The 22,935-nt window shown below is 70.3% G+C and carries 19 protein-coding genes and 1 CRISPR repeat array; of the genes, 11 read left to right on the top strand and 8 right to left on the bottom strand.

Features of this window, described 5'->3' with window-relative positions:
* Positions 1–32: 32 nt before the first annotated feature.
* On the bottom strand, positions 33–1,100 hold the full coding sequence (locus tag DRB06_RS02560) for a hypothetical protein (RefSeq protein ID WP_146750782.1): 1,068 nt from the start codon (positions 1,098–1,100) through the stop codon (positions 33–35).
* Between the two features lie 231 nt (positions 1,101–1,331).
* Here DRB06_RS02560 and DRB06_RS02555 point away from each other — a divergent pair, with 231 nt between their 5' ends.
* Positions 1,332–2,798, top strand: a complete 1,467-nt coding sequence (locus DRB06_RS02555) for a L,D-transpeptidase family protein (RefSeq protein ID WP_111819065.1) — start codon at positions 1,332–1,334, stop codon at positions 2,796–2,798.
* A 7-nt stretch (positions 2,799–2,805) separates the two neighbouring features.
* Here the strand turns inward: DRB06_RS02555 and DRB06_RS02550 are convergent, their stop codons facing one another.
* Positions 2,806–3,504 carry a TetR/AcrR family transcriptional regulator gene (locus tag DRB06_RS02550; protein WP_073327478.1) on the bottom strand — a complete coding sequence of 233 codons (699 nt, stop codon included), beginning with the start codon at positions 3,502–3,504 and terminating at the stop codon, positions 2,806–2,808.
* 179 nt (positions 3,505–3,683) lie between these two features.
* Here DRB06_RS02550 and DRB06_RS16810 point away from each other — a divergent pair, with 179 nt between their 5' ends.
* From DRB06_RS16810 to tsaD, 3 genes are all read left to right on the top strand, one after another.
* Entirely contained in the window at positions 3,684–5,579 is a 1,896-nt protein-coding gene (locus tag DRB06_RS16810; RefSeq protein ID WP_309300319.1) for an ABC transporter ATP-binding protein, read from the top strand.
* Entirely contained in the window at positions 5,572–7,401 is a 1,830-nt protein-coding gene (locus DRB06_RS16805; protein ID WP_309300310.1) for an ABC transporter ATP-binding protein, read from the top strand. The genes DRB06_RS16810 and DRB06_RS16805 overlap by 8 nt, the downstream gene beginning before the upstream one ends.
* Before the next feature lie 71 nt (positions 7,402–7,472).
* Positions 7,473–8,519: a tRNA (adenosine(37)-N6)-threonylcarbamoyltransferase complex transferase subunit TsaD gene (gene tsaD, locus DRB06_RS02540; RefSeq protein ID WP_073327835.1), complete on the top strand. Its 1,047-nt coding sequence runs from the start codon at positions 7,473–7,475 to the stop codon at positions 8,517–8,519.
* Between the two features lie 93 nt (positions 8,520–8,612).
* Here the strand turns inward: tsaD and DRB06_RS02535 are convergent, their stop codons facing one another.
* On the bottom strand, positions 8,613–9,875 hold the full coding sequence (locus DRB06_RS02535; protein ID WP_111819064.1) for a glutamate--cysteine ligase: 1,263 nt from the start codon (positions 9,873–9,875) through the stop codon (positions 8,613–8,615).
* A gap of 36 nt (positions 9,876–9,911) precedes the next feature.
* Complete coding sequence (locus DRB06_RS02530; protein ID WP_111819063.1) at positions 9,912–11,261, bottom strand: class I SAM-dependent methyltransferase; 1,350 nt, start codon at positions 11,259–11,261, stop codon at positions 9,912–9,914.
* A 163-nt stretch (positions 11,262–11,424) separates the two neighbouring features.
* Between DRB06_RS02530 and DRB06_RS02525 the strand changes: the two genes are divergently transcribed.
* From DRB06_RS02525 to guaB, 3 genes are all read left to right on the top strand, one after another.
* Positions 11,425–12,120 carry a vancomycin high temperature exclusion protein gene (locus DRB06_RS02525; protein ID WP_083565315.1) on the top strand — a complete coding sequence of 232 codons (696 nt, stop codon included), beginning with the start codon at positions 11,425–11,427 and terminating at the stop codon, positions 12,118–12,120.
* 276 nt (positions 12,121–12,396) lie between these two features.
* On the top strand, positions 12,397–12,693 hold the full coding sequence (gene groES / locus DRB06_RS02520; RefSeq protein WP_073327475.1) for a co-chaperone GroES: 297 nt from the start codon (positions 12,397–12,399) through the stop codon (positions 12,691–12,693).
* Positions 12,694–12,825: 132 nt separating this feature from the next.
* Positions 12,826–14,349, top strand: coding sequence for an IMP dehydrogenase (gene guaB / locus DRB06_RS02515; protein WP_111819062.1), 1,524 nt, complete (start codon positions 12,826–12,828; stop codon positions 14,347–14,349).
* A gap of 63 nt (positions 14,350–14,412) precedes the next feature.
* Here guaB and DRB06_RS02510 read toward each other — a convergent pair whose 3' ends face one another.
* Positions 14,413–15,177, bottom strand: coding sequence for an exonuclease domain-containing protein (locus DRB06_RS02510; RefSeq protein ID WP_111819061.1), 765 nt, complete (start codon positions 15,175–15,177; stop codon positions 14,413–14,415).
* 85 nt (positions 15,178–15,262) lie between these two features.
* Here DRB06_RS02510 and DRB06_RS02505 point away from each other — a divergent pair, with 85 nt between their 5' ends.
* Positions 15,263–16,387: a GuaB3 family IMP dehydrogenase-related protein gene (locus DRB06_RS02505; protein WP_073327832.1), complete on the top strand. Its 1,125-nt coding sequence runs from the start codon at positions 15,263–15,265 to the stop codon at positions 16,385–16,387.
* Between the two features lie 135 nt (positions 16,388–16,522).
* On the opposite strand, the gene DRB06_RS02500 is transcribed toward DRB06_RS02505, so the two are convergent.
* Positions 16,523–16,975: a PLD nuclease N-terminal domain-containing protein gene (locus DRB06_RS02500; RefSeq protein WP_073327470.1), complete on the bottom strand. Its 453-nt coding sequence runs from the start codon at positions 16,973–16,975 to the stop codon at positions 16,523–16,525.
* A gap of 63 nt (positions 16,976–17,038) precedes the next feature.
* Between DRB06_RS02500 and DRB06_RS02495 the strand changes: the two genes are divergently transcribed.
* Positions 17,039–18,373: an AMP-binding protein gene (locus tag DRB06_RS02495; RefSeq protein ID WP_234416086.1), complete on the top strand. Its 1,335-nt coding sequence runs from the start codon at positions 17,039–17,041 to the stop codon at positions 18,371–18,373.
* Positions 18,374–18,530: 157 nt separating this feature from the next.
* The gene (locus DRB06_RS02490; RefSeq protein WP_220092958.1) at positions 18,531–19,772 is read left to right on the top strand and encodes a sugar MFS transporter; all 1,242 of its coding nucleotides are present in this window, start codon (positions 18,531–18,533) and stop codon (positions 19,770–19,772) included.
* Between the two features lie 162 nt (positions 19,773–19,934).
* Here the strand turns inward: DRB06_RS02490 and DRB06_RS02485 are convergent, their stop codons facing one another.
* Together DRB06_RS02485 and purU are read right to left on the bottom strand one after the other, a co-directional pair.
* Complete coding sequence (locus DRB06_RS02485) at positions 19,935–20,408, bottom strand: hypothetical protein (RefSeq protein WP_258522119.1); 474 nt, start codon at positions 20,406–20,408, stop codon at positions 19,935–19,937.
* A gap of 73 nt (positions 20,409–20,481) precedes the next feature.
* A complete protein-coding gene (gene purU / locus DRB06_RS02480; protein WP_108966291.1) occupies positions 20,482–21,357 on the bottom strand; it encodes a formyltetrahydrofolate deformylase in 876 nt (291 codons plus the stop codon).
* 406 nt (positions 21,358–21,763) lie between these two features.
* Here purU and DRB06_RS15995 point away from each other — a divergent pair, with 406 nt between their 5' ends.
* Positions 21,764–21,994, top strand: coding sequence for a hypothetical protein (locus tag DRB06_RS15995; RefSeq protein WP_111890651.1), 231 nt, complete (start codon positions 21,764–21,766; stop codon positions 21,992–21,994).
* A 71-nt stretch (positions 21,995–22,065) separates the two neighbouring features.
* A CRISPR array of direct repeats spans positions 22,066–22,889; the repeat unit is 28 nt; unit sequence GGATCATCCCCGCTCGCGCGGGGTCGAC.
* Positions 22,890–22,935: the final 46 nt, after the last annotated feature.

Here is a 22,935-nt window from a genome sequence, read left to right as displayed (position 1 = left end):
GGCTCCGCTTTCGCGCCGCGCAGTAGCTCTGCTCAGAGCTGCTGCGCGGCGTCGTATATCTCTTGGGCCCTCTCTTTCGGGTACCTGCTGCTATGCCCGATGCGCCCGTTTTCTATCTCGTAGGAGACGCAACTCAACGGGGTTTTGGAGCCATACTCGTGTTCCGCGCACAGTTCGACATCGGCGAAGTAGGGGGTGCCCTCAATAGTCGCCAGGACGGCGGCGGCGGACTGAATTTCTAGGTCGTCGTCGTCGTCTTTTGGAAGGAACCACACTTTGATGCGGGGCTCGGAGTTCTTGATCAGGGAATATTCAGTGGTGTCGAGTTCCAGTAAGGGGTTGGTGCCATCGGGCAGGGAGACTTCAACCGTGTTTCTAATGAGGCTGTTCACTGCCTCGCTAGGCGGCGGGGCCTCGGTGTCGGAGATAGTTTTGATACGCCAACCTCTCAGGGTGAAGGTATCGGTAAGGGTCATCGTTTCCAAGTTGTCGCTGAAGGTTCTGGTCGCGAGCAGACTTGTAGGGATCGTGTGGACCTCGCCGCGTTCCACCTCGATTGACCTGTCGGAGACGGTCACCTGGTCGATGTCGTCTGCGGTAATGTCGGTGGCAGTTCTGAGCGCCTCCAGTCGCTGCGCACGCGCCTGCGGTGCGAGCATCCGGTTGCTGAAGCCGTCCTCGGGACTGCGTGGTGCGACTAACGGACCGTCATAGTGCAACTGTGTTGAGTGGTATTGCCATTTCAGGCTGATATGAAAGCTATTCGCGGTGACATGGCGGTCCTGTATCGCCTTTTCGAGTGCGCCGTCAACAATGGAAGCTGCTTCCTGGGCACTTGTATCGGGGGCGAGGGTTACGCGTGTCGACAAGGTACAGCCCTTGCCCCTGTCCGGACAGGCCATTTGTACGTAGGTGACGGCGTCCTGCTGCTTGAGCCACCGGCTCATTGGTATCTGCCCCTGATCGACGCAGCTCACGAACGGGACCAGGATCATGAGTGCCAGGGCGAACACGATCGCCGCTCTGACGCGTTTTCGCCGCTTGGCCGGCGGGGCTGCGGCATTTCGAGTGTCGGCGGCGTTGGCGACAGGAGTGCTCATACAGGGATGGTGGATGACTTCGCCGATGCGCACCAGGGGCAGCGTTCCCCATCGCGGCTCGCGCAGACGTCACTTGGCCGGGCAGAGCGGTGGGCTCACACCGGAGTCCTCAATCATATCGACCGACCTCGGCGCATGTGACGGCGGCCACCGGTTAGCAATCACAGTCGACCGCTGTATGGTTGCCACCTCCCCACAAGACGTCGTTACACTGCCTTAACCGGAGGGACGGTGAACAGACTTCTCGAACTGCGGCGCGCACTGGCCGCGCATACACCCAGACACGCCGCCGGCGGACTCGACGTTCGCGGGCGGGTGATCGCCGTGCTGCTCGCGCTGGTCCTGGCGGCGCCACTGGCCGGCATTTCCGGCCGCGCCGCCTATGCCGTGGGCCTCGCGCCCGCCGGTGCCACCGTCGGTGGGCAGAACATGGCCGGCATGACCCGGGCCGAGGTTGCCGCCGTCGTCGCGAATCAGGCCGCCGAGACCACGGTCACCATTACGGTCGCCGGCCAGACCATCACCACGCCTTTGGCGCAGGCCGGCGGGCGCGTCGACGCCGACGCCATGGCCCTCGCCGTCGTGTCCGGTGAGGACCCGGCGTCCCCGGCCACCCCCGGGGGTGAGCCTGCCGCCACCGTGGACCCCGACGCCGTGGCCGCCCTCGCCGCTCGCATTGACGCTCAGGCGGGCAGCGCCGCCGTGAACGCCTCCATCCTGCCCACCGCCTCCGGGGACGCCTTCGAGGTCGTCCCCGGGGCCAACGGCCAGGGCGTGGACGTCGATGCACTGACCGCCGTCGTCGCGTCCGCTACCGAGACCCTTACCTCCCAGAGCGTCGAACTGACGCTAGTGGACGTCGCCCCCGCCGTATCGGATGCCGCCGCCGAACAGTCCGCCGCGGCCGCCAACACGCTCATCGCCCCCGCCGTGACGCTCACCGCCGAGGGAAAGACCATGACGGCCGACGCCGCCACCCGCGCATCCTGGGTGGGCACCACCGCCGTCAACGGCGAACTCGTGCCGACGCTGCTGGAGGAGAGCGTCGCCGTCTGGGTCGACGATGCGGCCGCGGCAATTGAACTGGACCCCATCACGGGCATCGACAATGTCGACGCCGAGGGCAACCTGCTCGAACCCGCCCGCCCCGCCCAGGACGGTCTGGAGGTCACCAACCGCACCGCGGTTACCGACGACATCATCGCCGCCCTCGACTCCGGCGAGTCCTACAGTGGCGAACTGACCACCCAGGCGGTGTCCGCCGACACCGAGCAGCGGGTGGTCTCCGCCGGCACCGATCGCTTCGCCTACAGCGCCGACGACGGCGAGAAGTGGATCGACATCAACCTCACCGACTCCACGATTACCGCCTACGAGGGCTACCAGCAGGTCCACGGCCCGGTCCTCATGAACCATGGCGGCCCCGGCAACGAGACCATCACGGGCACCTACGAGGTGTACCTGACCTACGCCGAGCAGGACCTGGGCTGCAGCCCCGGCTGGTCCTACTGCCAAAAGGACGTGCACTGGGTGACCTACTGGCACGGCAACTACGCCATCCATTCCGCCCCCTGGGCCGAGCACTTCGGGGTCGGCTCCGACGCGGGCTCCCACGGCTGCATCAACCTGCCGGAGGATGAGGCTCATTGGTTCTACAACTGGGCGGACATCGGCACCACCGTCGTCAGCCACTACTGAGTCACGGCTACTCGGCGGCCGCGATACCGCGGATGATGACCTCGAGCTTGCGGTCCAGCCAGCCGCGGTCGATCCAGGCGCTGGAGGGGGCCAGTGCGGCGGGCAACTGCTCCGCCCGCCCGTCCGCCTCGTAGCGCCTGCGGGCCTCCTCCAGACCGCTCGGCCCGTCCGGGGCGCCGCCTCGGCCGTCGGCGCTCGTCCCCTCCGGCGAGGTCGTCGGCGCCCCGCCCACGGGGGCGCGGGCGACCTCCGTCTGGAGGTGCACGCTGATCACCGTGTCGGCGATGAAGTCCAGCGCCAGGACGGCGTCGTCGGGGGACAGGCCGCCCTGCGTGAAGGCCTGCCGCGCCTGCGTAATGGGGCGGGCGAAGAACTGGTAGGCCCAGGAGGTCGACACAAGCACGCCCGCCAATCCCGGCCGAGCCTCAAACAAGACCCACAGGCGCTCGGCGTAGTCGCGCGCCACCTGCCGCCAGGGACCGCCCAGATCGGAGAAGTCGGTGTCGGCGGCCACCCGATCCAGGCAGGCCCGCAACAGATCCTCGCGTGAGCTGATCGTGCGGTACAGCGCCGAGGTCGCCACCCCCAGCCGCTGGGCCACGTCGGAGAGCGTGAACCGGTCGATGCCGATCTCAAGTGCCGCCTCCACCACGTCCCGGCGGGCGAATCCGGGCTTCGGCCCGGTGGGATTGCCAAGACGAGTCATGTGTCCGACCTTACGTGGTCCGTCGATTCGGCGGTGAGGGGAGGCGTGGTGAGCGCCGCGAACCGTTTTGCGTACGGCCCTTGCCCACCGCTCCGGCGCCAACTAAGGTCGCACTCAGTAAATAGAGAAAACCATTCTTGATTGGAGCGTGAGACATGCCCGCTGCACATACCACGACGATGAGCGCATCACCGGCCCGGTCGTCGGAGGTGGCCTCTCCGCCCGTCTCTAGGCCGCCGACCGATACCGATCCCCGTGACCAGGGCACCGGACGGGGCGGTCGCAACGCCGACCCCGGCGACGACCGGGCCCGCGCCGTCGCCGGGCAGGCGGCCGTTAAACGCCTCGGTGCGCCGGTGCGTTCCCGGCTGCGCCTCGGGCAGGTGCTCGTAGTCATTTCCGGGCTGCTCTCCATCGCCCCGTATGTGGCGCTCGTACAGCTGGGCGACATCCTGCTGGCGGCGCACGAGGCGGGCTCTGCCCCCGACCCGGAGCGCGTGCGCGCCACGGTGATGGTGCTGATCGGCGCCTACTCCACCCGCCTGCTGCTGTACTCCCTGGCCCTGCTCATCACCCACTTCGCCGACCTCGCTCTGCGTGACCGGCTGCGCCGCGACATCGTGGCCCGACTGACCCGCACGCCCCTGAGCTGGTTCACCGCCTCCACCTCCGGACGGCTGCGCAAGGCGGTGCAGGACGACACCACCACCGTGCACACCGTCATTGCACACGGGCCGGTGGAGCGCCTCAACGCGGTGGTCTCCCCGGTAGCGCTGTTGGCCTGCGCCTTCTGGATCGACTGGCGGCTGGGACTGTTGAGCATCGGCACCATCCCGCTGTTCTTCGCCACATACTCCCTGTCCATGCGCGGCATGAATGAGAAGACCGTGGAGATGGACCGCCGCCTGGAGAACATCTCCTCCGCCATGGTGGAGTTCGTCGCCGGCATCGGGGTGGTCAAGGCCTTCGGGCAGGTCGGCCGCGCCCACGCCGCCTACCTGCGCGCCGGCGACGAGTTCTCCACGTTCTACCGCGCCTGGGCCATGTCGATGATGAATATCAGCTGCTTGTCCATCACCTGGGTGTCCATCCCGGTGCTGCTACTGGTCAACCTGGGCGGCGGGAGCCTGCTGCCGCGCTCCGGCCTGGTCACGCTGCCGCAGATGCTCACCACCACACTGATCGCCCTCGTGCTGCCCGGAGCCATGGTCACCATCGCCAGCGTCTCCTGGTCCTACCAGCAGGCCGGGGCGGCCGCGCTGCGCCTGTGCGACATTCTCGACGCCCCCACCCTGCCCGCCGCCGTCCACCCGCGCCGCCCGGACGGCGCCCGCGTGGAGATCGAGCACGTGTCCTACTCCTACGGGCGGACCCTCGCCGTCGACGACGCCTCCCTGGCCCTGGAGGCCGGCACGGTCACCGCCCTGCTGGGCCCCTCCGGCTCCGGCAAATCGACGCTGGCGACCCTGATCGCCCGTTTCGCCGACCCCGACGCCGGCACCGTGCGCATCGGCGGGGTGGACCTGCGCGACATGGATGAGCAGACCCTGTACGACACGGTCTCCTTCGTCCTCCAGGATCCCCAGCTGCTCGACGCCCCTATTCGCGACAACATCGCCCTCGGCCGCCCAGGCGCGGACCTGGAGCAGGTGCGTGCCGCCGCCCGCGTCGCCCAGATAGACGACTTCATCATGACACTTCCCAGCGGCTATGACACCGTCGTCGGCCGGGATACGGCCCTGTCCGGCGGGCAGGCCCAACGCATCGCCATCGCCCGGGCCGTCCTGTGCGACACCCCGGTGATCCTGCTCGACGAGGCCACCGCCATGGCCGACCCCGAGTCCGAGGCGGAGATTCAGCAGGCCCTGGCGGAGCTGGTCAAGGGGCGCACGGTGCTGGTGATCGCCCACCGGCCCGCAGCCGTCCGCGGCGCCCACCGCATCGTGGTCATGGACCGCGGCCGCATCGTGGCTACCGGCACCCATGACGAGCTGCTGGCCGAACCCCACTACCGGGCGCTGCTGCGTCAGGGCGGCATCGACGTCGACGACCCCCAGGAGAACAGCCATGACTGAAACCATGAACTCGGCCACGCCTACCACCGTGAACCCGACCGCAGTCGGCGCCCGGGCCGGAGAACATCCGGACGTCTCCCGCTCCCTGATGGCCCGGTACCACCGCCTCATGGGCCCCGTCGCCTGGCGCCAGGTGCTCGGCGGCATAGGAATCGGAGTCCTCAGCGGCATCTTCTCGGGCCTGGCGCTGCTGTTCCTCCTGCCGGCCTCAGTGGCGCTGGCGACCGGCCGAAACAGTTGGGGACTCGGCTTCGGTGGCTGGCTGATCGTGCTCGCCGTCCTCGCCGTCGCGGCCGCCGTCGGCGACTACTTCAGCCAGCGCATCGGTATGACGGGCGCACTCGGCTTCCAACACGACGTCCACTACGCCATAGGTGATCAGGTGGCCCGTGTGCCGCTGAGTTGGTTCACCGCCGACTCCGCCGGTGTCATGTCTCGGGCCGTCTCCCGGGAGATGATGTCACTGTCCGAGTCGGCGGCACACTTCCTGAATTCGCTGAGCACCACGGTGGCCGGATGTGTGGTCATCTGGCTGGGCTCCTGGGTCTGGGACTGGCGGCTGGGGCTGCTGCTGACCTGCTCGGCGCCGTTGCTGGCGGTGTTCCTGCGGGTCTCCCGCCGTCTGATCGACCGCGGCAAGGCCGTTTCCGAGCCCGCCGAACGCGAGCTCGCCGCCCGCATCGTGGAATTCGCCCGCTGCCAGGGGGCGTTGCGCTCCTGCCACGCGGGCACCGACTACCGCCAACTGGCCGACGCCTTCGACGTCGTGGCCCGCACCTCCCGCCGCGGCCTGTGGTGGGAGACCGCCGGCAACCTGGTCAACGGAGTCCTGGTCCAGATCATCATCGTCGCCATGATCACCCTGTCAGCGGCCCTGGCCGTCTCCGGGGCCTTGGAGCCGTTGCAAGCGGTCGTCACCATCGGCATCTGCCTGCGCTTCACCACCATGCTCGACGCCATCGGCACCACCACCGCCGGCATCGAGGAGCGCCGCCAGATGATGAACCATCTTGACGCCGTCATGGACGTGCCCCCGCTGCCGGAGCCGGACGCCGCCGCCGGGGAGTCCGAACCCGGTGCCGTCGAGCTCGACGACGTCCACTTCGCCTACCGGGCCGGAACACCGGTGCTGCGCGGAGTGAACATGCACGTGCCCGCACACTCCATGTGCGCCATTGTGGGCCCCTCCGGCAGCGGCAAGACCACCATCGCCCGCCTGGTCGCCCGCTTCTGGGACGTGGACGCCGGCACCGTGCGGGTGGGCGGCACCGACGTGCGTGACATGCCGGTCTCTCAGCTCATGGGACAGATCTCCATGGTTTTCCAGGACGTCTACCTCTTCGACGACACCCTGGAGGCCAATATCCGCATCGGGAACCTCGGCGCGGATGCGGCCCGGGTGCGCTGGGCGGCCGACCTGGCCGGCGTCACCGAGATCGTGGACCGGCTGCCCGACGGCTGGGACACGCGCGTCGGCGAGGGCGGACAGGCCCTGTCCGGCGGGGAGCGCCAGCGGGTGTCCATCGCCCGTGCCCTGCTCAAACAAGCACCCATCGTGCTGCTGGACGAGGCCACCAGCGCCCTGGATGCGGAGAACGAGGCCCATATCGTGTCCGCCATGCAGGAGCTGCGCCGCAACTCCACACTGATTGTGATCGCCCACAAGCTGGAAACCATCGCCGCCGCCGACCAGGTCGTCGTCCTCGGTGCCGACGGGCGCGTGGCTCAGCACGGCACCCACGCCGATCTGGTGGACGCCCCCGGCCCCTACCAGGACTTCTGGAACTACCGCAGCCGCGCCGCCGGTTGGCGGCTCGTGTGAGCGTGGAGCCGTAGCGGAGTGCCCCGGCCCGGCAATCCACCGGGCCGGCCGGGCGGCTACGCTTGGGCGCCGTGAGTGAACCACTGATCCTCGGCATCGAGTCCACCTGCGACGAGACCGGCGTCGCCCTGGTACGCGGCCGTGAACTGCTCGGCGACGTCGTGGCCACCTCCATGGACGAGTACGCCCGCTTCGGCGGCATCATCCCTGAGATCGCCTCCCGCGCCCACCTGGAGTCCTTCCTGCCCACCCTGGACGCCGCGCTGGAGCGGGCCGGGGTCGGCCTGGCCGACGTTGACGCGATCGCCGTGAGCGCCGGCCCCGGGCTGATCGGCTCCCTCACCGTCGGGGTCAGCGCCGCCAAGGCTCTGGCCGCGTCGCTCGGCAAGCCCATCTACGGTGTCAACCACGTTATCGGACACATCGCCGTCGACGAGCTCATTGACGGCCCCGCCCCCGAGCACTTCATCGGCCTGATCGTCTCCGGCGGCCACTCCAGTCTGCTGGACATCCACGGCCTGGCCACCGACGTCGTCGAGCTGGGCAGTACCCTCGACGACGCCGCCGGGGAGGCCTTCGACAAGGTCGGCCGCCTGCTCGGGCTGCCCTACCCGGGCGGCCCGCACGTCGACCGGCTCTCGCAGGAGGGAGACGTCGAGGCGATTCGCTTCCCACGCGGGCTGGCCGCCGCCAAGGACCGCGAGCGCCACCGCTACGACTTCTCCTTCTCCGGCCTGAAGACGGCGGTCGCCCGCTATGTGGAGTCGCTGGCGGACGCCGGCCAGGAGGTGCCGGCCGCCGACGTGTGCGCCGCCTTCTCCGAGGCGGTCAACGACTCGCTCACCGCGAAGGCGGTGCAGGCCTGCCGGGACACCGGCTGCGACACCCTGGTGATCGGCGGCGGCTTCTCCGCCAACTCCCGGCTGCGGGCGCTCGCGGCGCAGCGCTGCGAGGCCGCCGGCATCACCCTGCGGCTGCCGCCGCTGAAATACTGCACGGACAACGGCGCCCAGATCGCGGCCCTGGGGGCGGAGGCGGTGCGTGCGGGCGTGGAGCCGAGCCCCATGGACTTCGCCCCCGACTCCGGCATGCCCCTGGACCTCCCCGTGGCGCACTGAGCCCATCGGCCTCCCGCCCGCTCGCCTCCTGTTTCGCCGAGCTCGGCACGTGATTAGTGCCGACCTCGATGGATATCAACCGACCTCGGCGGGTTAACGGCGCCGGTTGCGGGAGGGGCGGGCCGGGGTCGCGGGGGCGGGACTGATGCCGTCGGCGACCAGGGCCGTAACCTCCGCGGGGGTCAGCGGACGGCCGGCGCGCACCTCCTCCAGCAGCAGTCGCATGGCCGCCTCGTTGCTGCTCGCCGCGGTGGCCGCGGCGAGCTGACGCTGGTAGGAGGCGCCGGCCTCCAGGGTGGCGCGCACGCTCTCCAACTCCGTCTCGCAACCCAGGTCCGCGGCCACCGGCGCCAACTCGGTGAGCATCCGCTCCACCGTGTCGGTGACCAGCTCCTCGGTGCCGGATGAGTCGGTGATCAGGATGGCGTCCATCCCGTAGCGGGCCGAGCGCCACTTGTTCTCATTCACGTACCACGGCGGCAGTGCGTCCAGCTCCTCCCCGCGGTCCAGGCGGCGGGAGAAGTCCTCCACCAGGCACTGAGTCAGGGCGGCGATGCCGGCCAACTCGGTCAGGTTGGTGGCGGCGTCGCAGGAGCGCACCTCGATCGTGCCCAGGCGCGGCGAGGGGCGCACGTCCCAGCGGACCTCGGTGAAGTCCTCGATCACACCGGTGTGGACCATGTCCCCGACGAAGCCCTCCAGCTCCTCCCAGGAGCCGAGCTGGTGCGGGGCGCCGGCGGTCGGCAGCTGCTGGAACATCATCGCCCGGTTGTCCGCGTAACCGGTGGAATCCCCCGCCCAGAACGGGGAGGAGGCGCTCAGGCACTGCAGGTGCGCGGTGCGGGTGAGCAGGGCGGACAGGATCGGCAGCACCTTGCTGCGATCCTCAATGCCCACGTGCACGTGCGTGCCGAAGATGAGCATCTGGTGGCCCCACAGGCGAGTGCGGTCGACCAGGCGGGCGTAGCGCTCGGCGTCGGTGACCTTCTGCACCAGCGGGTCGGCGAAGGGGTGGGTGCCGGCGCTGGCCAGCTGAACCCGCAGCGGCTCGGTGACCGGCAGCAGCCGGTCGTAGGCCAACGCGATGTCCTCGATGCACTCGGCGACCGTGTGGCGCGCCCCGGAGACCAGCTCCACGGTGTTGAGCATCATCTCGCCGTGGATATTCGGGTCCTCGCCCACCAGGCGCAGGATGTCCGCGGCGCATTGGCGCAGGTCCAGGCTGTCGCGGTCCACCAACTGCAACTCCCACTCGATGCCGAGTGTGGACCGTTCGGAGCGGGCGAAGGGCAGGTCCGCGCGGTGGATCAGGGGGGCGCGGTGCGTCCGGGTGAATGCGGGCGTGGTCGGTGTCATGACGGAGCTCCTTCGGGGGAGGCGTTTCGCGGATGCTTAAGGTGCTGAACGGTCCGGGCGTGGGAGCGGGGATGGCGCGGCGGGGTCCGAACCCGTTGGGGCGGGCCCGGGCGCGGCCGCCGTGGCTTCGACGGGCGCGACGACGAGCACCACGCCCCGGGGGGAGCGGCCGTGCTCGCCGCGCTCGCCGATACGGGTCAGCAGCCAGGTCTCCCCGGCCTGCCCGCGCAGATGCAGTGAGGCGCGCAACGCGTCGGGGGCGACGTCGACGCCGCGGGCGTGGATCTCCAGGCGGCCAATCCCGCGGGTGCGCACGCGCGAGCGCAGCGCCTTCAGGTGGAGCGACAACACCTCCACCAGCCGCCAGGAGCGCAGGAAGGGGGCCAGCTCCGGCTCGACAGGTGTTGCGCCGGTCAGGTAGGCGATTCGGTGGCCGACCGGGTGGGCGCCCAGTCGTCCCGCCAGGTGGGCGACCAGGCCGGCGCGGATGGCGGCGCCGTCGGGCTCGTGAATGAAGTGCCCCAATGCCTCTGGTCCGGCGATCGGGTCCAGCTGGACCGGCGGGCGGGTGGGGTCGGCGCAGTCGGGGTCGGCCAGCACATGGGCGGAGGTCCCGCCGTCGGCGCCCGTGCGCAGCACCAGGGCGGAGCGGCCGGGGCCCTCCGGGGCGAGCTGGCCGCACCAGATGCCGGCCTCGACCACCTCGCCGTCCACGCTCACCCACTGGGCGTGGGCGTCGGCGGGCAGCGACGCGTGGTCGATGCCGGGAGCGACCTTGACGCCCAGGGCCGCCACCTGCTCGCGCAGGGCCAGCACGCTGTGCAGTGGCGGCGACCAGCGCTCGGGGTCGGCGATGCGCCGCCCACCGGAGCGGCGCGCCGGGTCGGCGAAGACGGCGTCCACACCCGCGGCGGCCAGGTCCACCTCCAGCGCGTCGGCGCACCGCACCTCGGCGTTGGGGAAGGGGGTGAGGTTGACGGTGGCCAGTGCCGCCGTCGCCTCGTCGCGCTCCACCGCCAGCACGCCCGGGCACAGCGAGGCCAGTGCCAGCGCGTCCCCGCCGATTCCGCAGCCCAGATCGGCCACCAACCGGCTGCCGGCGCGGGCGTAGCGGGCGGCGTGGTGGGCGGACACGGCCAGTCGCGTGGCCTGCTCCAGTCCGTCGGGCGTGAACAACATGCGGTCTGCGAAGGGGCCGAACTTGGTGGCCGCGCGCCGGCGCAGCCGCTGCTGCGTCAGGGCGGCCGAAACCAGCGCGGGGGAGTGGCCCTCGCGGCGCAGTGATTCGGACAGTACGAGGGCCTGGTCGGGGTCGTAGGGTGGCAATGATTCGAGCAGCCGCCAACCCTCGGGGGTCAGCAGCGGGGCGAGGTCGGAGCCGTCCATCGCACGAAATCATGACACGCCGACCCGCCCGCGCGACGCCGGGGAGACCCGTCTCACTATCCCCGCGCCGCCGTCCGGCAGGGGCTACGCTGGCACGTCCGTATGGGCCGCTCGGCCCGCAGTCGAAACGTCCGGGCCGTCGGCCGGGAGAAGGAGGACACGCGTGGCACGACGCGACAAGCGCCGCCGCTGGCGGTGGGTCGTGGGCGGGATCGTGGCGCTCGCGGTGGCCGCGGTGGCGCTGCCCAACGCCTGGGTGTGGGCGTCCGCCTCCGGGCATGTGACCGACTATGGGGCCTCCGACGACGAGGCGACCGCGCCGGTGGCCATCGTCCTGGGTGCCTCCGTCTACTCATCCGGCGAGCCCTCCCCGTGGCTGCGCTACCGGCTGGACGTGGCCGCCGACCTGTACGAGTCGGGGCGGGTGGACGCGATCCTGGTGTCGGGCGACAACGGACAGGCCAGTTACAACGAGCCCATCGCCATGTACGACTACCTGGTCTCGGCCGGCATCCCCAGCGAGGCGATCGCGATCGACTACGCCGGTTTTGACACCTACGCCACCTGCGTACGGGCTCGCCGGGTCTTCGGCGTGTCGGACGCGATCCTTGTCACTCAGGACTTCCATGAGGCGCGAGCGGTGGCCGTGTGCCGCGCCGTCGGCGTGGACGCCAGCGGTGTCGGGGACGCGCGTGCCCGTGCCAACCGCTCCACCTGGACCTACAGCTGGTTGCGTGAGCGCGGGGCCGCGGTCAAGGCCGCCTGGGATGTGGCCACCAACCGCACCCCGCTGCTGGGGGACCGGGAGACCAGTGTGGAGGAGGCCATTGCCTTCACCCGCGCCAACCGGGCGGCGTGAGCGACGGACTGTGCGCGCCGTCGGTCCGGTGGCCGAGACTCGGGCGCGCTGCGCCGTGGGGGCACGCCCTCGGCGAACCGGGATGCGCGTCTTAGCACTCGCGTTGACTGAGTGCTAACGGTGCGCGTAGATTCTCTTTCGGCGCGCGAGGTGCTTCGGCTTCTCGCGCGACCCGCAGCTCACGCGTGTCGGACCGACCCCCGCGACGGCGGCTCGGCACTCCCGGGATGCGGCATCCAGTCATTCCATACTCAAGAAGCGAGAAGGGGAGAACGCATGTCGATCTCCATCAAGCCGCTCGAGGACCGCATCGTCGTGCAGACGGTCGAGGCCGAGCAGACCACCGCGTCCGGGCTGGTCATTCCGGACACCGCCAAGGAGAAGCCGCAGGAGGGCAAGGTTCTGGCCGTGGGCCCGGGCCGCGTCGACGACTCCGGCAAGCGCATCCCGGTTGACGTCGCCGAAGGCGACGTCGTCATCTACTCCAAGTACGGCGGCACCGAGGTCAAGTACGACGGCGAGGACTACCTGATCCTGTCCGCGCGCGACGTGCTGGCGGTTGTCACCCGCTGACCCGGCACCTGCCGAGGTTTTTGACGTTGCCTGTGGGGCGGTAGGCGCATGCCTGCCGCCCCACAGGGCTGTTCCGGGGCTGTGGCGCATCCCCGTGTGCGGTGGGCGCCGCCGGGGCTCTACGATGCTGCTGTGAGCGACTCGATCACCAGCCCCGACATCTTCGCCCCCACCGGACTCACCTACGACGACGTCCTCCTGCTGCCCAGGCTGACCGACGTCATCCCCTCCGAAGTCGATACCACCTCCCGCTTGACCCGCAAGATCTCCCTGGCCACCCCGCTGCTGAGCGCCGCCATGGACACCGTCACCGAATCCGACATGGCCATCGCCATGGCCCGGCAGGGCGGCATCGGCATCCTGCACCGCAACCTCTCGATCGAGGAGCAGGCCCAGCACGTGCGCCGCGTCAAGCGCTCGGAGTCCGGCATGGTCTCCGACCCGGTCACGGTCGGCCCGGACGCCACCATCTCCCAGCTGGACGAGCTGTGCGGCCACTACAAGGTCTCCGGCCTGCCGGTCGTGGACGACGCCGGCAACCTGCTGGGCATCATCACCAACCGCGACCTGCGCTTCGTGCCGCCCGAGCGCTGGGACACCCTGACCGTGCGCGAGTGCATGACCCCGCGCGAGCGACTGATCACCGGTCCTACCGGCATCTCCCGGGAGGACGCCAAGGCGCTGCTGGCCGAGAACCGCATCGAGAAGCTGCCGATCGTCGACTCCGACGGCCGCCTGTCCGGCCTGATCACCGTCAAGGACTTCGTCAAGACCGAGCAGTACCCCAATGCCACCAAGGACGAGGCGGGCCGGCTGGTGGTCGGCGCCGCCGTCGGCTACTGGGGCGACACCTGGGAGCGGGCCGGGGCGCTGGCCGAGGCCGGCGTCGACGTGATCGTGGTGGACACGGCCAACGGCGGCGCCAAGCTGGCCCGGGAGATGATCTCCCGGCTCAAGCACGACCCGGCCTTCTCCGGCATCGAGGTCATCGGCGGCAACGTCGCCACCCGCGAGGGCGCCCAGGCGCTCATCGACGCCGGCGTGGACGCCGTCAAGGTGGGGGTCGGTCCCGGCTCCATCTGCACCACCCGGGTGGTCGCCGGCGTGGGCGTGCCCCAGGTGACCGCCGTGTATGAGGCCGCCCGCGCCTGCACTCCCGCCGACGTGCCGCTCATCGCCGACGGCGGCCTGCAGTACTCCGGTGACATCGCCAAGGCCCTGGTGGCCGGCGCCGACACCGTCATGCTCGGCTCCCTGCTGGCCGGCTGCACCGAGTCCCCCGGCGACCTGGTGTTCGTCAACGGCAAGCAGTGGAAGCGCTACCGGGGCATGGGGTCGCTTGGCGCCATGAGCTCGCGCGGCCGCAAGTCCTACTCCAAGGACCGCTACTTCCAGGCCGACGTCTCCGGGGACGACAAGATCATTCCCGAGGGCATCGAGGGGCAGGTGCCCTTCTCCGGGGCGCTGGCCGACGTCGTCTACCAGCTGGTCGGCGGTCTGCACCAGTCGATGTTCTACGTGGGCGCGCGCACCATCCCCGAGTTGAAGGCCAACGGCCAGTTCGTGCGCATCACCGCGGCCGGGCTCAAGGAGTCCCACCCGCACGATGTGAAGATGACCGTCGAGGCCCCCAACTACACCGGCCGCGCATCCTGACCGCGGGCGCGCTGCAACCGGGCGCGCCGCGAGACTGGGCGGGCCGGCCTGCCGTCGGCGCCGTCACACGCCGTCGGGCAGCGGCCAGGCGGTGTCGACGTCGGGCGTGCGGCCACGGCGGCGCAGGAAGTCGTTGAAGGAGACCGCCCAGTCGCGGTGCGCGGCCGCCTGCCAGGCCATCAGTTCCGCGCGCGGGATGCGGGCGATCTCCGGGTGGGCGTAGGCCATGGCGTCGAGCACATCCAGGGTGGCCACCACGTCCACCTCCGCGGTGTGCAGGCCGGTCGCCTCCGGGTCGATCCCGTAGAAGGCGCACAGGTCCGTCAGGCGCCGCTTGCCCCTCCGGTAGCGGTCCACCCGCCGATCGATCACCAGCGGGTCCACCACCGGCCCCAACTCGCGGCCCAGCCGGGCGCGCAGGGTGGGCAGGTGATGGCGAGTCAGTTCGGCCTCCAACAGGGTCAGGTCGTAGGCGGCGTTGTAGGCGACCACGGGCGTGCCCGCGGCCATCGCCGCCGCCAGCGTCGCCGCCACCTCCTCAAGCACCTCGCCGACCGGGCGCCCCTCGGCGCGGGCGCGCTCGGTGCTGATGCCGTGCACGGCCGTGGCCGACGCGGGGATCACCACGCCCGGGTCCGCCAGCCAGGTGGTGATTTGCTGCGTCCGCGAGCCGTCGGCGCCGCGCGGGCCGCGGGCGACGAGAGCCGCCGTCACCAGGCGGTCAGCGGTGGGGGAGACCCCGGTGGTTTCGGTGTCGAATCCGAGCAGTGGACCGGCGGCCCAGGAACTGGGCGCCGTGGTCGGCATGGGTACTGGTTGCTCGCTCATGTGCCGAGTGTGCCACCGCCCTCCGACACGAATAGCGCGACCGGAGACGCAGGTGTCCGGGGCGATGCTCGCTACGATGCTCGCCATGAGCGGTGAGATCGAAATCGGGCGGGACAAGCGCGCCCGACAGGCCTACTCCTTCGACGACATTGCGCTGGTCCCGGCGCGCCGCACCCGCGATGTGCGCGACGTGCGCGTGGGCTGGCAGCTGGACGCCTACCACGTGGACCTACCGGTAATGGCCTCGCCCCAGGACTCGGTGATGAGTCCCGAGACCGCGATCCTGGTGGGGAAACTAGGCGGCATCGGCGTGCTCGACCTGGAGGGCCTGTGGACCCGCTACGAGGACCCGACCCCCGCCCTGGAGCGCATCCGCAACGCGGACCCGGAGCAGGCCACCGCGGTGTTGCAGGAGGTCTACCGCCCGCCGGTGCAGCCCGAACTCATCACCGCCCGGCTGGCGCAGATTCGCGAGGCCGGTGTCGTCGTCGCCGGACGCCTCAGCCCTTCTCAGACGCAGCGGCACTGGCGCACGGTCGTCGAAGCGGGCGTCGACCTGCTGGTCATCCGCGGCTCGGTCGTCTCCGCCGAGCACGTGTCCGGCTCGGTCGAGCCACTGAACCTCAAGCGCTTCATCTATGAGCTGGATGTGCCCGTGGTGGTCGGCGGGGTCACCACCTACACCGCGGCCCTGCACCTGATGCGCACCGGTGCGGCGGGCGTGCTCGTCGGCCAGGGCGGCGGGGCCTCCTCCTCCGTGCGCCAGGTCCTGGGCCTGCACATGCCCATGGCCACCGCCGTCGCCGACGTGGCCGCCGCCCGCCGCGATTACATGGACGAGTCCGGCGGCCGCTACGTGCACGTCATCGCCGACGGCTCGGTCGGCAACTCCGGCGACGTCGTCAAGGCCATCGCCTGCGGCGCCGACGCCGTCATGCTGGGTGCTGCACTGGCACGCGCCGAGGAGGCTCCCGGCGGCGGCTATCACTGGGGCGCCGAGGCCCGCCATGAGCGGCTGCCCCGCGGCTACCGCAGCCATGTCGGTACCGTCGGCACCATGGAGCAGATCCTCTCCGGCCCCTCGGACCGCGCCGACGGCACCCTGAACATCATGGGCGCCCTGCGCCGCACGCTCGCCACCACCGGCTACGCCGACGTCAAGGAGCTCCAGCGCGTCGAGATCGTCGTCGCCCCCTACGAGCCGAGCTGACGGCGCGGGAGGAGGCTACGAGCGCACCTACCCGAGAACCAGGTGCTGGAGCTTCCGGTGAGTGCCCGGCTCTGCCGGCGCCTATGGGCGATGCCTGAGTGCTGCCGGATGCTGTCCGGGACGTCGGCCGGAGGATCACGACGTCGGAGAACCGTCTGAGGGAACGCCCGGGCCATCCGCACCGTGATCGTCGGAGTTCTTGTCGGAGTCTTCATTCCGGTTGCCGGGGGCGTCGTTCGTGCCCGCGTCCTTGTCGCGGCGACGACGGCGGATGTCCTGCTCGAGGTGGGCGAGGAACTCCGGGTCGTCGTCGGGTGCAACCGGGCGAGGGCGCTCCGCCAGGTGCAGGTCGACGCGCTCCTTGGAGGACCACACGGTGCGCTCGATCTCGCCGCCGCGTTCCTCGGCGGCACGCACCCGCGAGGTGATGATCCAGGCGATCGGTCCGACCACCGCCATGACCAGGATGAGCAGGATCCACATGGGCTTGGGCAGGCGCGCCGGCATGTTCTCAGACGGGGTGCGTATGCAGTCGAGCAGGGCGTAGAGGGCCAGCGCCAGCGCGAGGATGTAGGGGACGGCACGCACGTATCTAGCCTAACCGTTAGTGGAGCTATGGCGGCGGCCGGTCGGCGTGCCACCCTGGTGGTTGTGTCTTCGACAACTAGCTTTCCCCGCCCGTTGTTCCTCCTGCGCGGGGGCAATCGCCCCGACGATGCCGTCGCCTTCATCACGGCGCTGCGCGACCGGTTCGAGGCGGGCGCCGGGGAAAGCGGGAAAGTCCGCCCCCTGCTGGTCCCCATCGGTCCGGGCGAGGACGCCGACGCCGTCAAATCCGACCTGGCCCGGCGCCTGGATCCGCACGGTCCCGCCATCGATCCCGAGGTGGACCTACTGCTGCGCACCTCCGGCTCCACCACCGGAACCGGCGCCCTGGTGGCCATGAGCATGAGGGCGTTAACCGCCTCCGCGCGTGCCACGCACGCACGCCTGGGCGGGCCCGGCAGCTGGGTGCTGGCCCTGCCCGCGCAGCATGTCGCCGGGCTGCAGGTAGTGATGCGCTCCCTGCTCGCCGGGCGCGCACCGGTGGTCGCGGACACCTCGCGCGGTTTCAGCCCCGACGCGCTCGCGGACGCGATCACGCGGGCGCTCGCCACCCGGCCGGGCGACCCGGTGCGCGTCTCGTTGGTACCCACCCAGCTGGTGCGGGCCCTCGCCCCGGGGCAGGAACGGGCACGCGCAGCCTTGGCCCGCGTCGACGCCGTCCTGCTGGGCGGCGCCGCCGCGGACCCGGCCCTGCTGGAGCGCGCCCGCGCCGCCGGGGTACGGGTGGTGACGACCTACGGCATGAGCGAGACCGGCGGCGGCTGCGTCTACGACGGCGTGCCGCTGGATGGGGTGGAGGTGCGCATCGAGAACCCGGACGGCGACGGGGTGGGCCGAGTCGTGCTCGCCGGGCCGGTCCTCGCCCACGGGTACGCCGAGAGGGGAGCGGGGCTGGCGCCGTCGGCGGGCGCGGCGGTCTTTCGCGAGCGGAGCGACCCGGATGCCCGCCGCGAGTTGCTCACCAGTGATATCGGGAAACTGATCGACGGCACGGACGGGGTACGGCGCCTGGCCGTGCTCGGACGCGTGGATGACGTCATCATCACCGGCGGCATCAAGGTCGTTCCGCGCGAAGTCGAACAGGCGCTCACCGCGCTGGGCGGGGTGGCGGAGGCCTGCGTCGTCGGGGTGCCCGACGCCCAGTGGGGCAGTGCCGTGGCGGCCGCCGTCGTGCCGGAGTCAACGGCGAAGCCTGGCGACCGGCGGGTCTGGGCGAAGCAGTTGCGGGCGGCCGCGCGGCAGCGACTGGACGGGGCGCATGCTCCCAAGCGGATCGTCGTCGTCGATGCGCTGCCGCTGCGCGGGCCGGGCAAAGTCGACCGGCTGGCGGTCGCGCGGCTGGCCGATGGGGCCGGTGCACTCGCTCAGGACTCCGCGTAGGCCCGCCGTGTGGGCGAGGGTGGGGCGCGATGTGGACGAACGGCCCTTGTAACCCGGGAAGGGACTATTAAAATAGCGTCGTCGGTTAATTTCGTGATTGGTGCTGATCGACTCCCCGGCGCTCAGTGCCGCCTGCCGTTGCTCGGAGAGGCTCCTCGTGTATCTGCTGCTACTCGCCATCATCTACCTGGCTTTCATCAGTCTCGGTCTGCCGGACTCGCTCGTGGGCGCGGGCTGGCCCGTCATGCACGAGGACCTGGGTGTACCGGTGTCCTTTGCCGGGGGAGTCACCTTCATCATCGCCGTCGGCACCATCGTCTCCTCCCTCGCCTCCGAGCGGCTGACCCGGCGTTTCGGCGCGGGGCTGGTCACCACTGTGAGCGTGGTGCTCACGGCCGTGGCGCTGCTGGGCTTCTCGACCGCCAGCCAGTTCTGGATGCTGTGCCTGTGGGCCGTCCCCTACGGCCTGGGCGCGGGGGCGGTCGACGCCGCGCTCAACAACTACGTGGCCCTCCACTACACGGCGCGGCACATGAACTGGCTGCACAGCTTCTGGGGTGTGGGCGCGTCCATCAGTCCCTTCGTCATGAGTCTGGCCCTGTCCGCCGACGGTAATTGGTCGGCCGCATACCGGACGATCGGCCTGCTGCAGGTCGGGCTGGCGGCGGTGCTGCTCGCCAGCCTCCCGCTGTGGCACCGTGTTGCGGCGATCCGTCCCGGTGAGCCGACGGCGGAGGATGAGCCCGCCGCGATGGCCGAGGGTGCCGGGGGCGGTGGTGCCGCGGGGGGCGCCGACGGGCACGTCTCGCTCCGGACGGCGCTGCGCATCCCCGGGGTCCCCTCCGTCCTGCTCGCATTCTTCGCCTACTGCGCCTTCGAACAGACGGCCATGCTGTGGGGCGCGACCTTCTTCGTCTCCGACCGGGGCTTTGACGCATCCACGGCGGCGTCCTTCGGGGCCCTGTTCATCCTGGGGCTGACCGCTGGCCGCTTCCTGTGCGGCTTCTTCGCCGACCGGGTCGGGGACCGGCAGCTCATTAGGGGCGGTTTCCTACTGGGGGCCGTCGGCGCGACGATCGTGGCGCTGCCACTGGGACAGGTGTCATTCGTCGGTTTCGCCCTGGCCGGCATAGGCGCGGCCCCGGTGTATCCGGCGGTCATTCACTCCACGCCCGCCAACTTCGGACGCGCCAACTCGCAGGCGATCATCGGCATCCAGATGGCGGCGGCCTACACGGGGACCACCATCATGCCGCCGCTGTTCGGGCTCATCTCCGGCCGGGTCGGCCTGTGGCTGCTCCCCTTCTACCTCCTGGCGCTGGCCCTGTTGGGCCTGGTCATGACGGAGCGGCTCAACCGGCTGCCGCGCGGCCGGTCTGAGGTGGCGAAGCCGCGGTAGAGGGCTTGCCGGCGTGCCCGGGCCCGACCGGAACGACTGACCATTCACGCGCGAGAGTTCGACGGGGCGACGCCGGCGGCGCCGTCAGGGGTGAGTACCGCTCACGCGCGCGCGAGTTCGGCGCGACCCTGGAAGCGGACCTGGTGGATGGGCACGTACCGCTCAAGTGCGCGCGAGCTCGACGAGCAGCCAGGTCGCGGCGAGCGTATAGAAGCAGGCGTATAGCGCGTGCAGCGGCAGGTTGAGCCGCAGGTAGCGGGCGGCGGCGTCGTCGGCGATCGGCCGACCGGAGACCAGCGTCTCCTCCGGTTCGGTGAAGCCGGTGACCCGGTGGACGGTGAGCAACAGGGGCAGGGCGGCGACGGCGAGGACGCGGCCGATCAGGGGCGTGTGCCAGCTTGCGGCGAGCGCCGCCACGGACGCGAAGAACTGGAGGAGCATGGCCGCTGCGTAGGTGGTCTTCAGATGCGTGCGGCGTCGGAAGGGCGCGTAATGGCGCTGTAGAGCCTCGATCTGACCGGTGCGCACCATATGGCTGAAGAAGCCGCCGATCGTCAGGCAGTACATGACCAGGAAGCCGGCGACCATGGCGGTGGCGAGCGCGGCGAGCAGGTGCAGGGCGAGGGCGATGGACACGGCGTCAGTGTTTCGCCGTCGCCGGGCAGGCTCAAGAGGCGTCAGGAAAACCCGCGCCGGGGTGGGGCCGGCGTCAGGCGAAGACGACGGTGCGCAGGCCGTTGAGCAGCACCCGGTGCTCGGCGTGCCAACGCACCGCCTGCGCGAGCACGCGGCGTTCGACGTCCTGCCCCTTGGCGCGCAGCGTCTCCACGGAGTCCTCGTGGTTGGCGCGAGTGACGTCCTGCTCGATGATGGGACCCTCATCCAGATCGGGGGTGACGTAGTGGGCGGTGGCGCCGATCAGCTTCACGCCGCGCTCGTGCGCCTGCCGGTAGGGGTTGGCGCCCTTGAAGCTGGGCAGGAAGGAGTGGTGGATGTTGATGACCCCGCCGTGGAGCCGCTCGCACAGGGTGGGGGAGAGGATCTGCATGTAGCGGGCCAGCACCACCAGTTCGACGTTCAGGGAGTCCACCAGTTCCAGTAGCTGAGCCTCGGCGTCGGCCTTGGTCTCCTTGGTCACCGGGATGTGGTGGAAGGGGACGCCGTAGAAGTCGGCCACGGGCCGCAGGTCCTCATGGTTGCCGACCACGCCGACGACGTCGATCGGCAGGCCCTGACTGCGGGCGCGGAAGAGCAGGTCGGTCAGGCAGTGGCCCTCCTTGGACACCATGATCAGGGTGCGCATGGGGCGGCCGACCTCATCCAGCGACCAGGTCATGGAGTAGGTGCGGGCCAGCTCGGCCAGGTCCTTCTCCAACTCCTCACGGGCCACGGTGGTCATTACCTGTACGCGCATGAAGAACAGCCCAGAGGCCTCGTCGCCGAACTGCTTGGACTCGGTGATGTTGCCGCCGCGTCGGGCCAGCGCGCCGGAGACGGCGTTGACGATCCCGGGGCGGTCGGGGCAGGACAGGGTCAGCACAAGGTGGTGGGCGTCGGCGGGTGCGGTGGGGGCGGACGTGGTCATGGCAGGAGGGTAGCCGGGTGTGGCGGGTGTGTGGGCGGCGGGCCGGAGGGCGGACGGCGTTGGGTGAGTGGTGGTGTGTGGCTGACTGGGGAAGCGGCGTACTCGACTCGCAATACGTCATGGAGAGACAGGAGACAAGCGTGACGAAGGCGGCTGGGCTATCCGCAACGCTTGAGCGTCATGGTGGAACGCCTGCCGCCTTCAATCTGAGCATACTGAGCTGGTCATGATGGTGTGCGTGTGGGGGATGTGGAATAGACTCGCCCGAACAGAGGCGAGAGCCAGCCCCCACTTGGCGCGTGACGCGCTGCGGGCAGGCCAACTCGCCTCTGCCTATGCGTTTCTGACGCCCATGCGAGCCGCCTTCGTTCGCACGGATTAGGTGGAAAGGGCTTTGTGCCTGCACATGGCTGAGCTTTTGGCAGTACCCGAGGGCACGGTCCAAACATGGGAGAAGGGCGGGTGCACGCCGCCGCCTGGGGTGACAGCGGAGGTCAACCAGTTGGGGGCGTATACACGAGACGTCGTGGATGCCATCGTGGTAGCGGCCGCCGACCAGGAGCAGCCGATGCTCGTAGTGTGGCGTGAGGACGCCGACATGCCGCCCGGTCAGGTGCGTTCACTCGGGGCGTCGTGAAGCAACGCTTCGGCTTGCCATCGGTGTCGACGTTGTTCAGTGAGGTCATAGAAAGCTCAACTTGGGCCGTGGGATCATCCCCGCTCGCGCGGGGTCCACCCGATCTGCGTCGCCCGGCCGTGGTCCCAGAAGGGATCATCCCCGCTCGCGCGGGGTCGACGTGCCGACAATCTCGGTGTTGGTGGTGCCGTCCCGGATCATCCCCGCTCGCGCGGGGTCGACACCGCCCTGTTCGTCAGCGGCCTGTACCTGGCGGGATCATCCCCGCTCGCGCGGGGTCGACGCCAGGACCCGTGGGAGGACGCATGGGCGACCCGGATCATCCCCGCTCGCGCGGGGTCGACGGAGGCGAACGCGGGGGCGTCGGAAAGCAGCTGGGGATCATCCCCGCTCGCGCGGGGTCGACCGGCCGCCGCGTCGGCTGGGGGGCTTGCGCCTGGGATCATCCCCGCTCGCGCGGGGTCGACAAGACGGGGGAGAGCGTTGGCTTCCCGACAGTGGGATCATCCCCGCTCGCGCGGGGTCGACGCCCGCGTTTGTTTCGAGGACGTCGTCGATCTGGGATCATCCCCGCTCGCGCGGGGTCGACCAGCGGTGGGCGCTGGGCGTGGATAAGAATGCGGGATCATCCCCGCTCGCGCGGGGTCGACGTGATCCGGCCATTCTTTGACTCGGGGTGGGGCGGATCATCCCCGCTCGCGCGGGGTCGACCCAATGGCATTCACGGCGGATCATGTAGTGCCAGGATCATCCCCGCTCGCGCGGGGTCGACGCGGGTGCGGCGCCGCCTCGGGCGGGGCATCACCGGATCATCCCCGCTCGCGCGGGGTCGACGGCCCATGGGAATGGGACGAGGACGGACACCAAGGATCATCCCCGCTCGCGCGGGGTCGACTTCGACAGCGCAGGGTCGCGCGCGCCTGGTTCGGGATCATCCCCGC

Source organism: Actinomyces sp. Z5, assembly GCF_003287795.1.
Taxonomy (GTDB): domain Bacteria; phylum Actinomycetota; class Actinomycetes; order Actinomycetales; family Actinomycetaceae; genus Actinomyces; species Actinomyces glycerinitolerans.
Note: the sequence above shows the minus strand (reverse complement) of the source record. Positions and strands in the feature narration are given on the sequence as shown.

Bases quoted from the DNA above. Each gene is read 5' to 3' on its own strand.
- DRB06_RS02510 (WP_111819061.1), bottom strand. From the start codon at position 15,177: ATGAGCGAGCAACCAGTACCCATGCCGACCACGGCGCCCAGTTCCTGG.
- DRB06_RS02560 (WP_146750782.1), bottom strand. From the start codon at position 1,100: ATGAGCACTCCTGTCGCCAACGCCGCCGACACTCGAAATGCCGCAGCC.
- DRB06_RS15995 (WP_111890651.1), top strand. From the start codon at position 21,764: ATGGCTGAGCTTTTGGCAGTACCCGAGGGCACGGTCCAAACATGGGAG.
- DRB06_RS02530 (WP_111819063.1), bottom strand. From the start codon at position 11,261: ATGGACGGCTCCGACCTCGCCCCGCTGCTGACCCCCGAGGGTTGGCGG.
- DRB06_RS02535 (WP_111819064.1), bottom strand. From the start codon at position 9,875: ATGACACCGACCACGCCCGCATTCACCCGGACGCACCGCGCCCCCCTG.
- purU (WP_108966291.1), bottom strand. From the start codon at position 21,357: ATGACCACGTCCGCCCCCACCGCACCCGCCGACGCCCACCACCTTGTG.
- DRB06_RS02505 (WP_073327832.1), top strand. From the start codon at position 15,263: ATGAGCGGTGAGATCGAAATCGGGCGGGACAAGCGCGCCCGACAGGCC.
- groES (WP_073327475.1), top strand. From the start codon at position 12,397: ATGTCGATCTCCATCAAGCCGCTCGAGGACCGCATCGTCGTGCAGACG.
- DRB06_RS16810 (WP_309300319.1), top strand. From the start codon at position 3,684: ATGAGCGCATCACCGGCCCGGTCGTCGGAGGTGGCCTCTCCGCCCGTC.
- DRB06_RS16805 (WP_309300310.1), top strand. From the start codon at position 5,572: ATGACTGAAACCATGAACTCGGCCACGCCTACCACCGTGAACCCGACC.
- DRB06_RS02550 (WP_073327478.1), bottom strand. From the start codon at position 3,504: ATGACTCGTCTTGGCAATCCCACCGGGCCGAAGCCCGGATTCGCCCGC.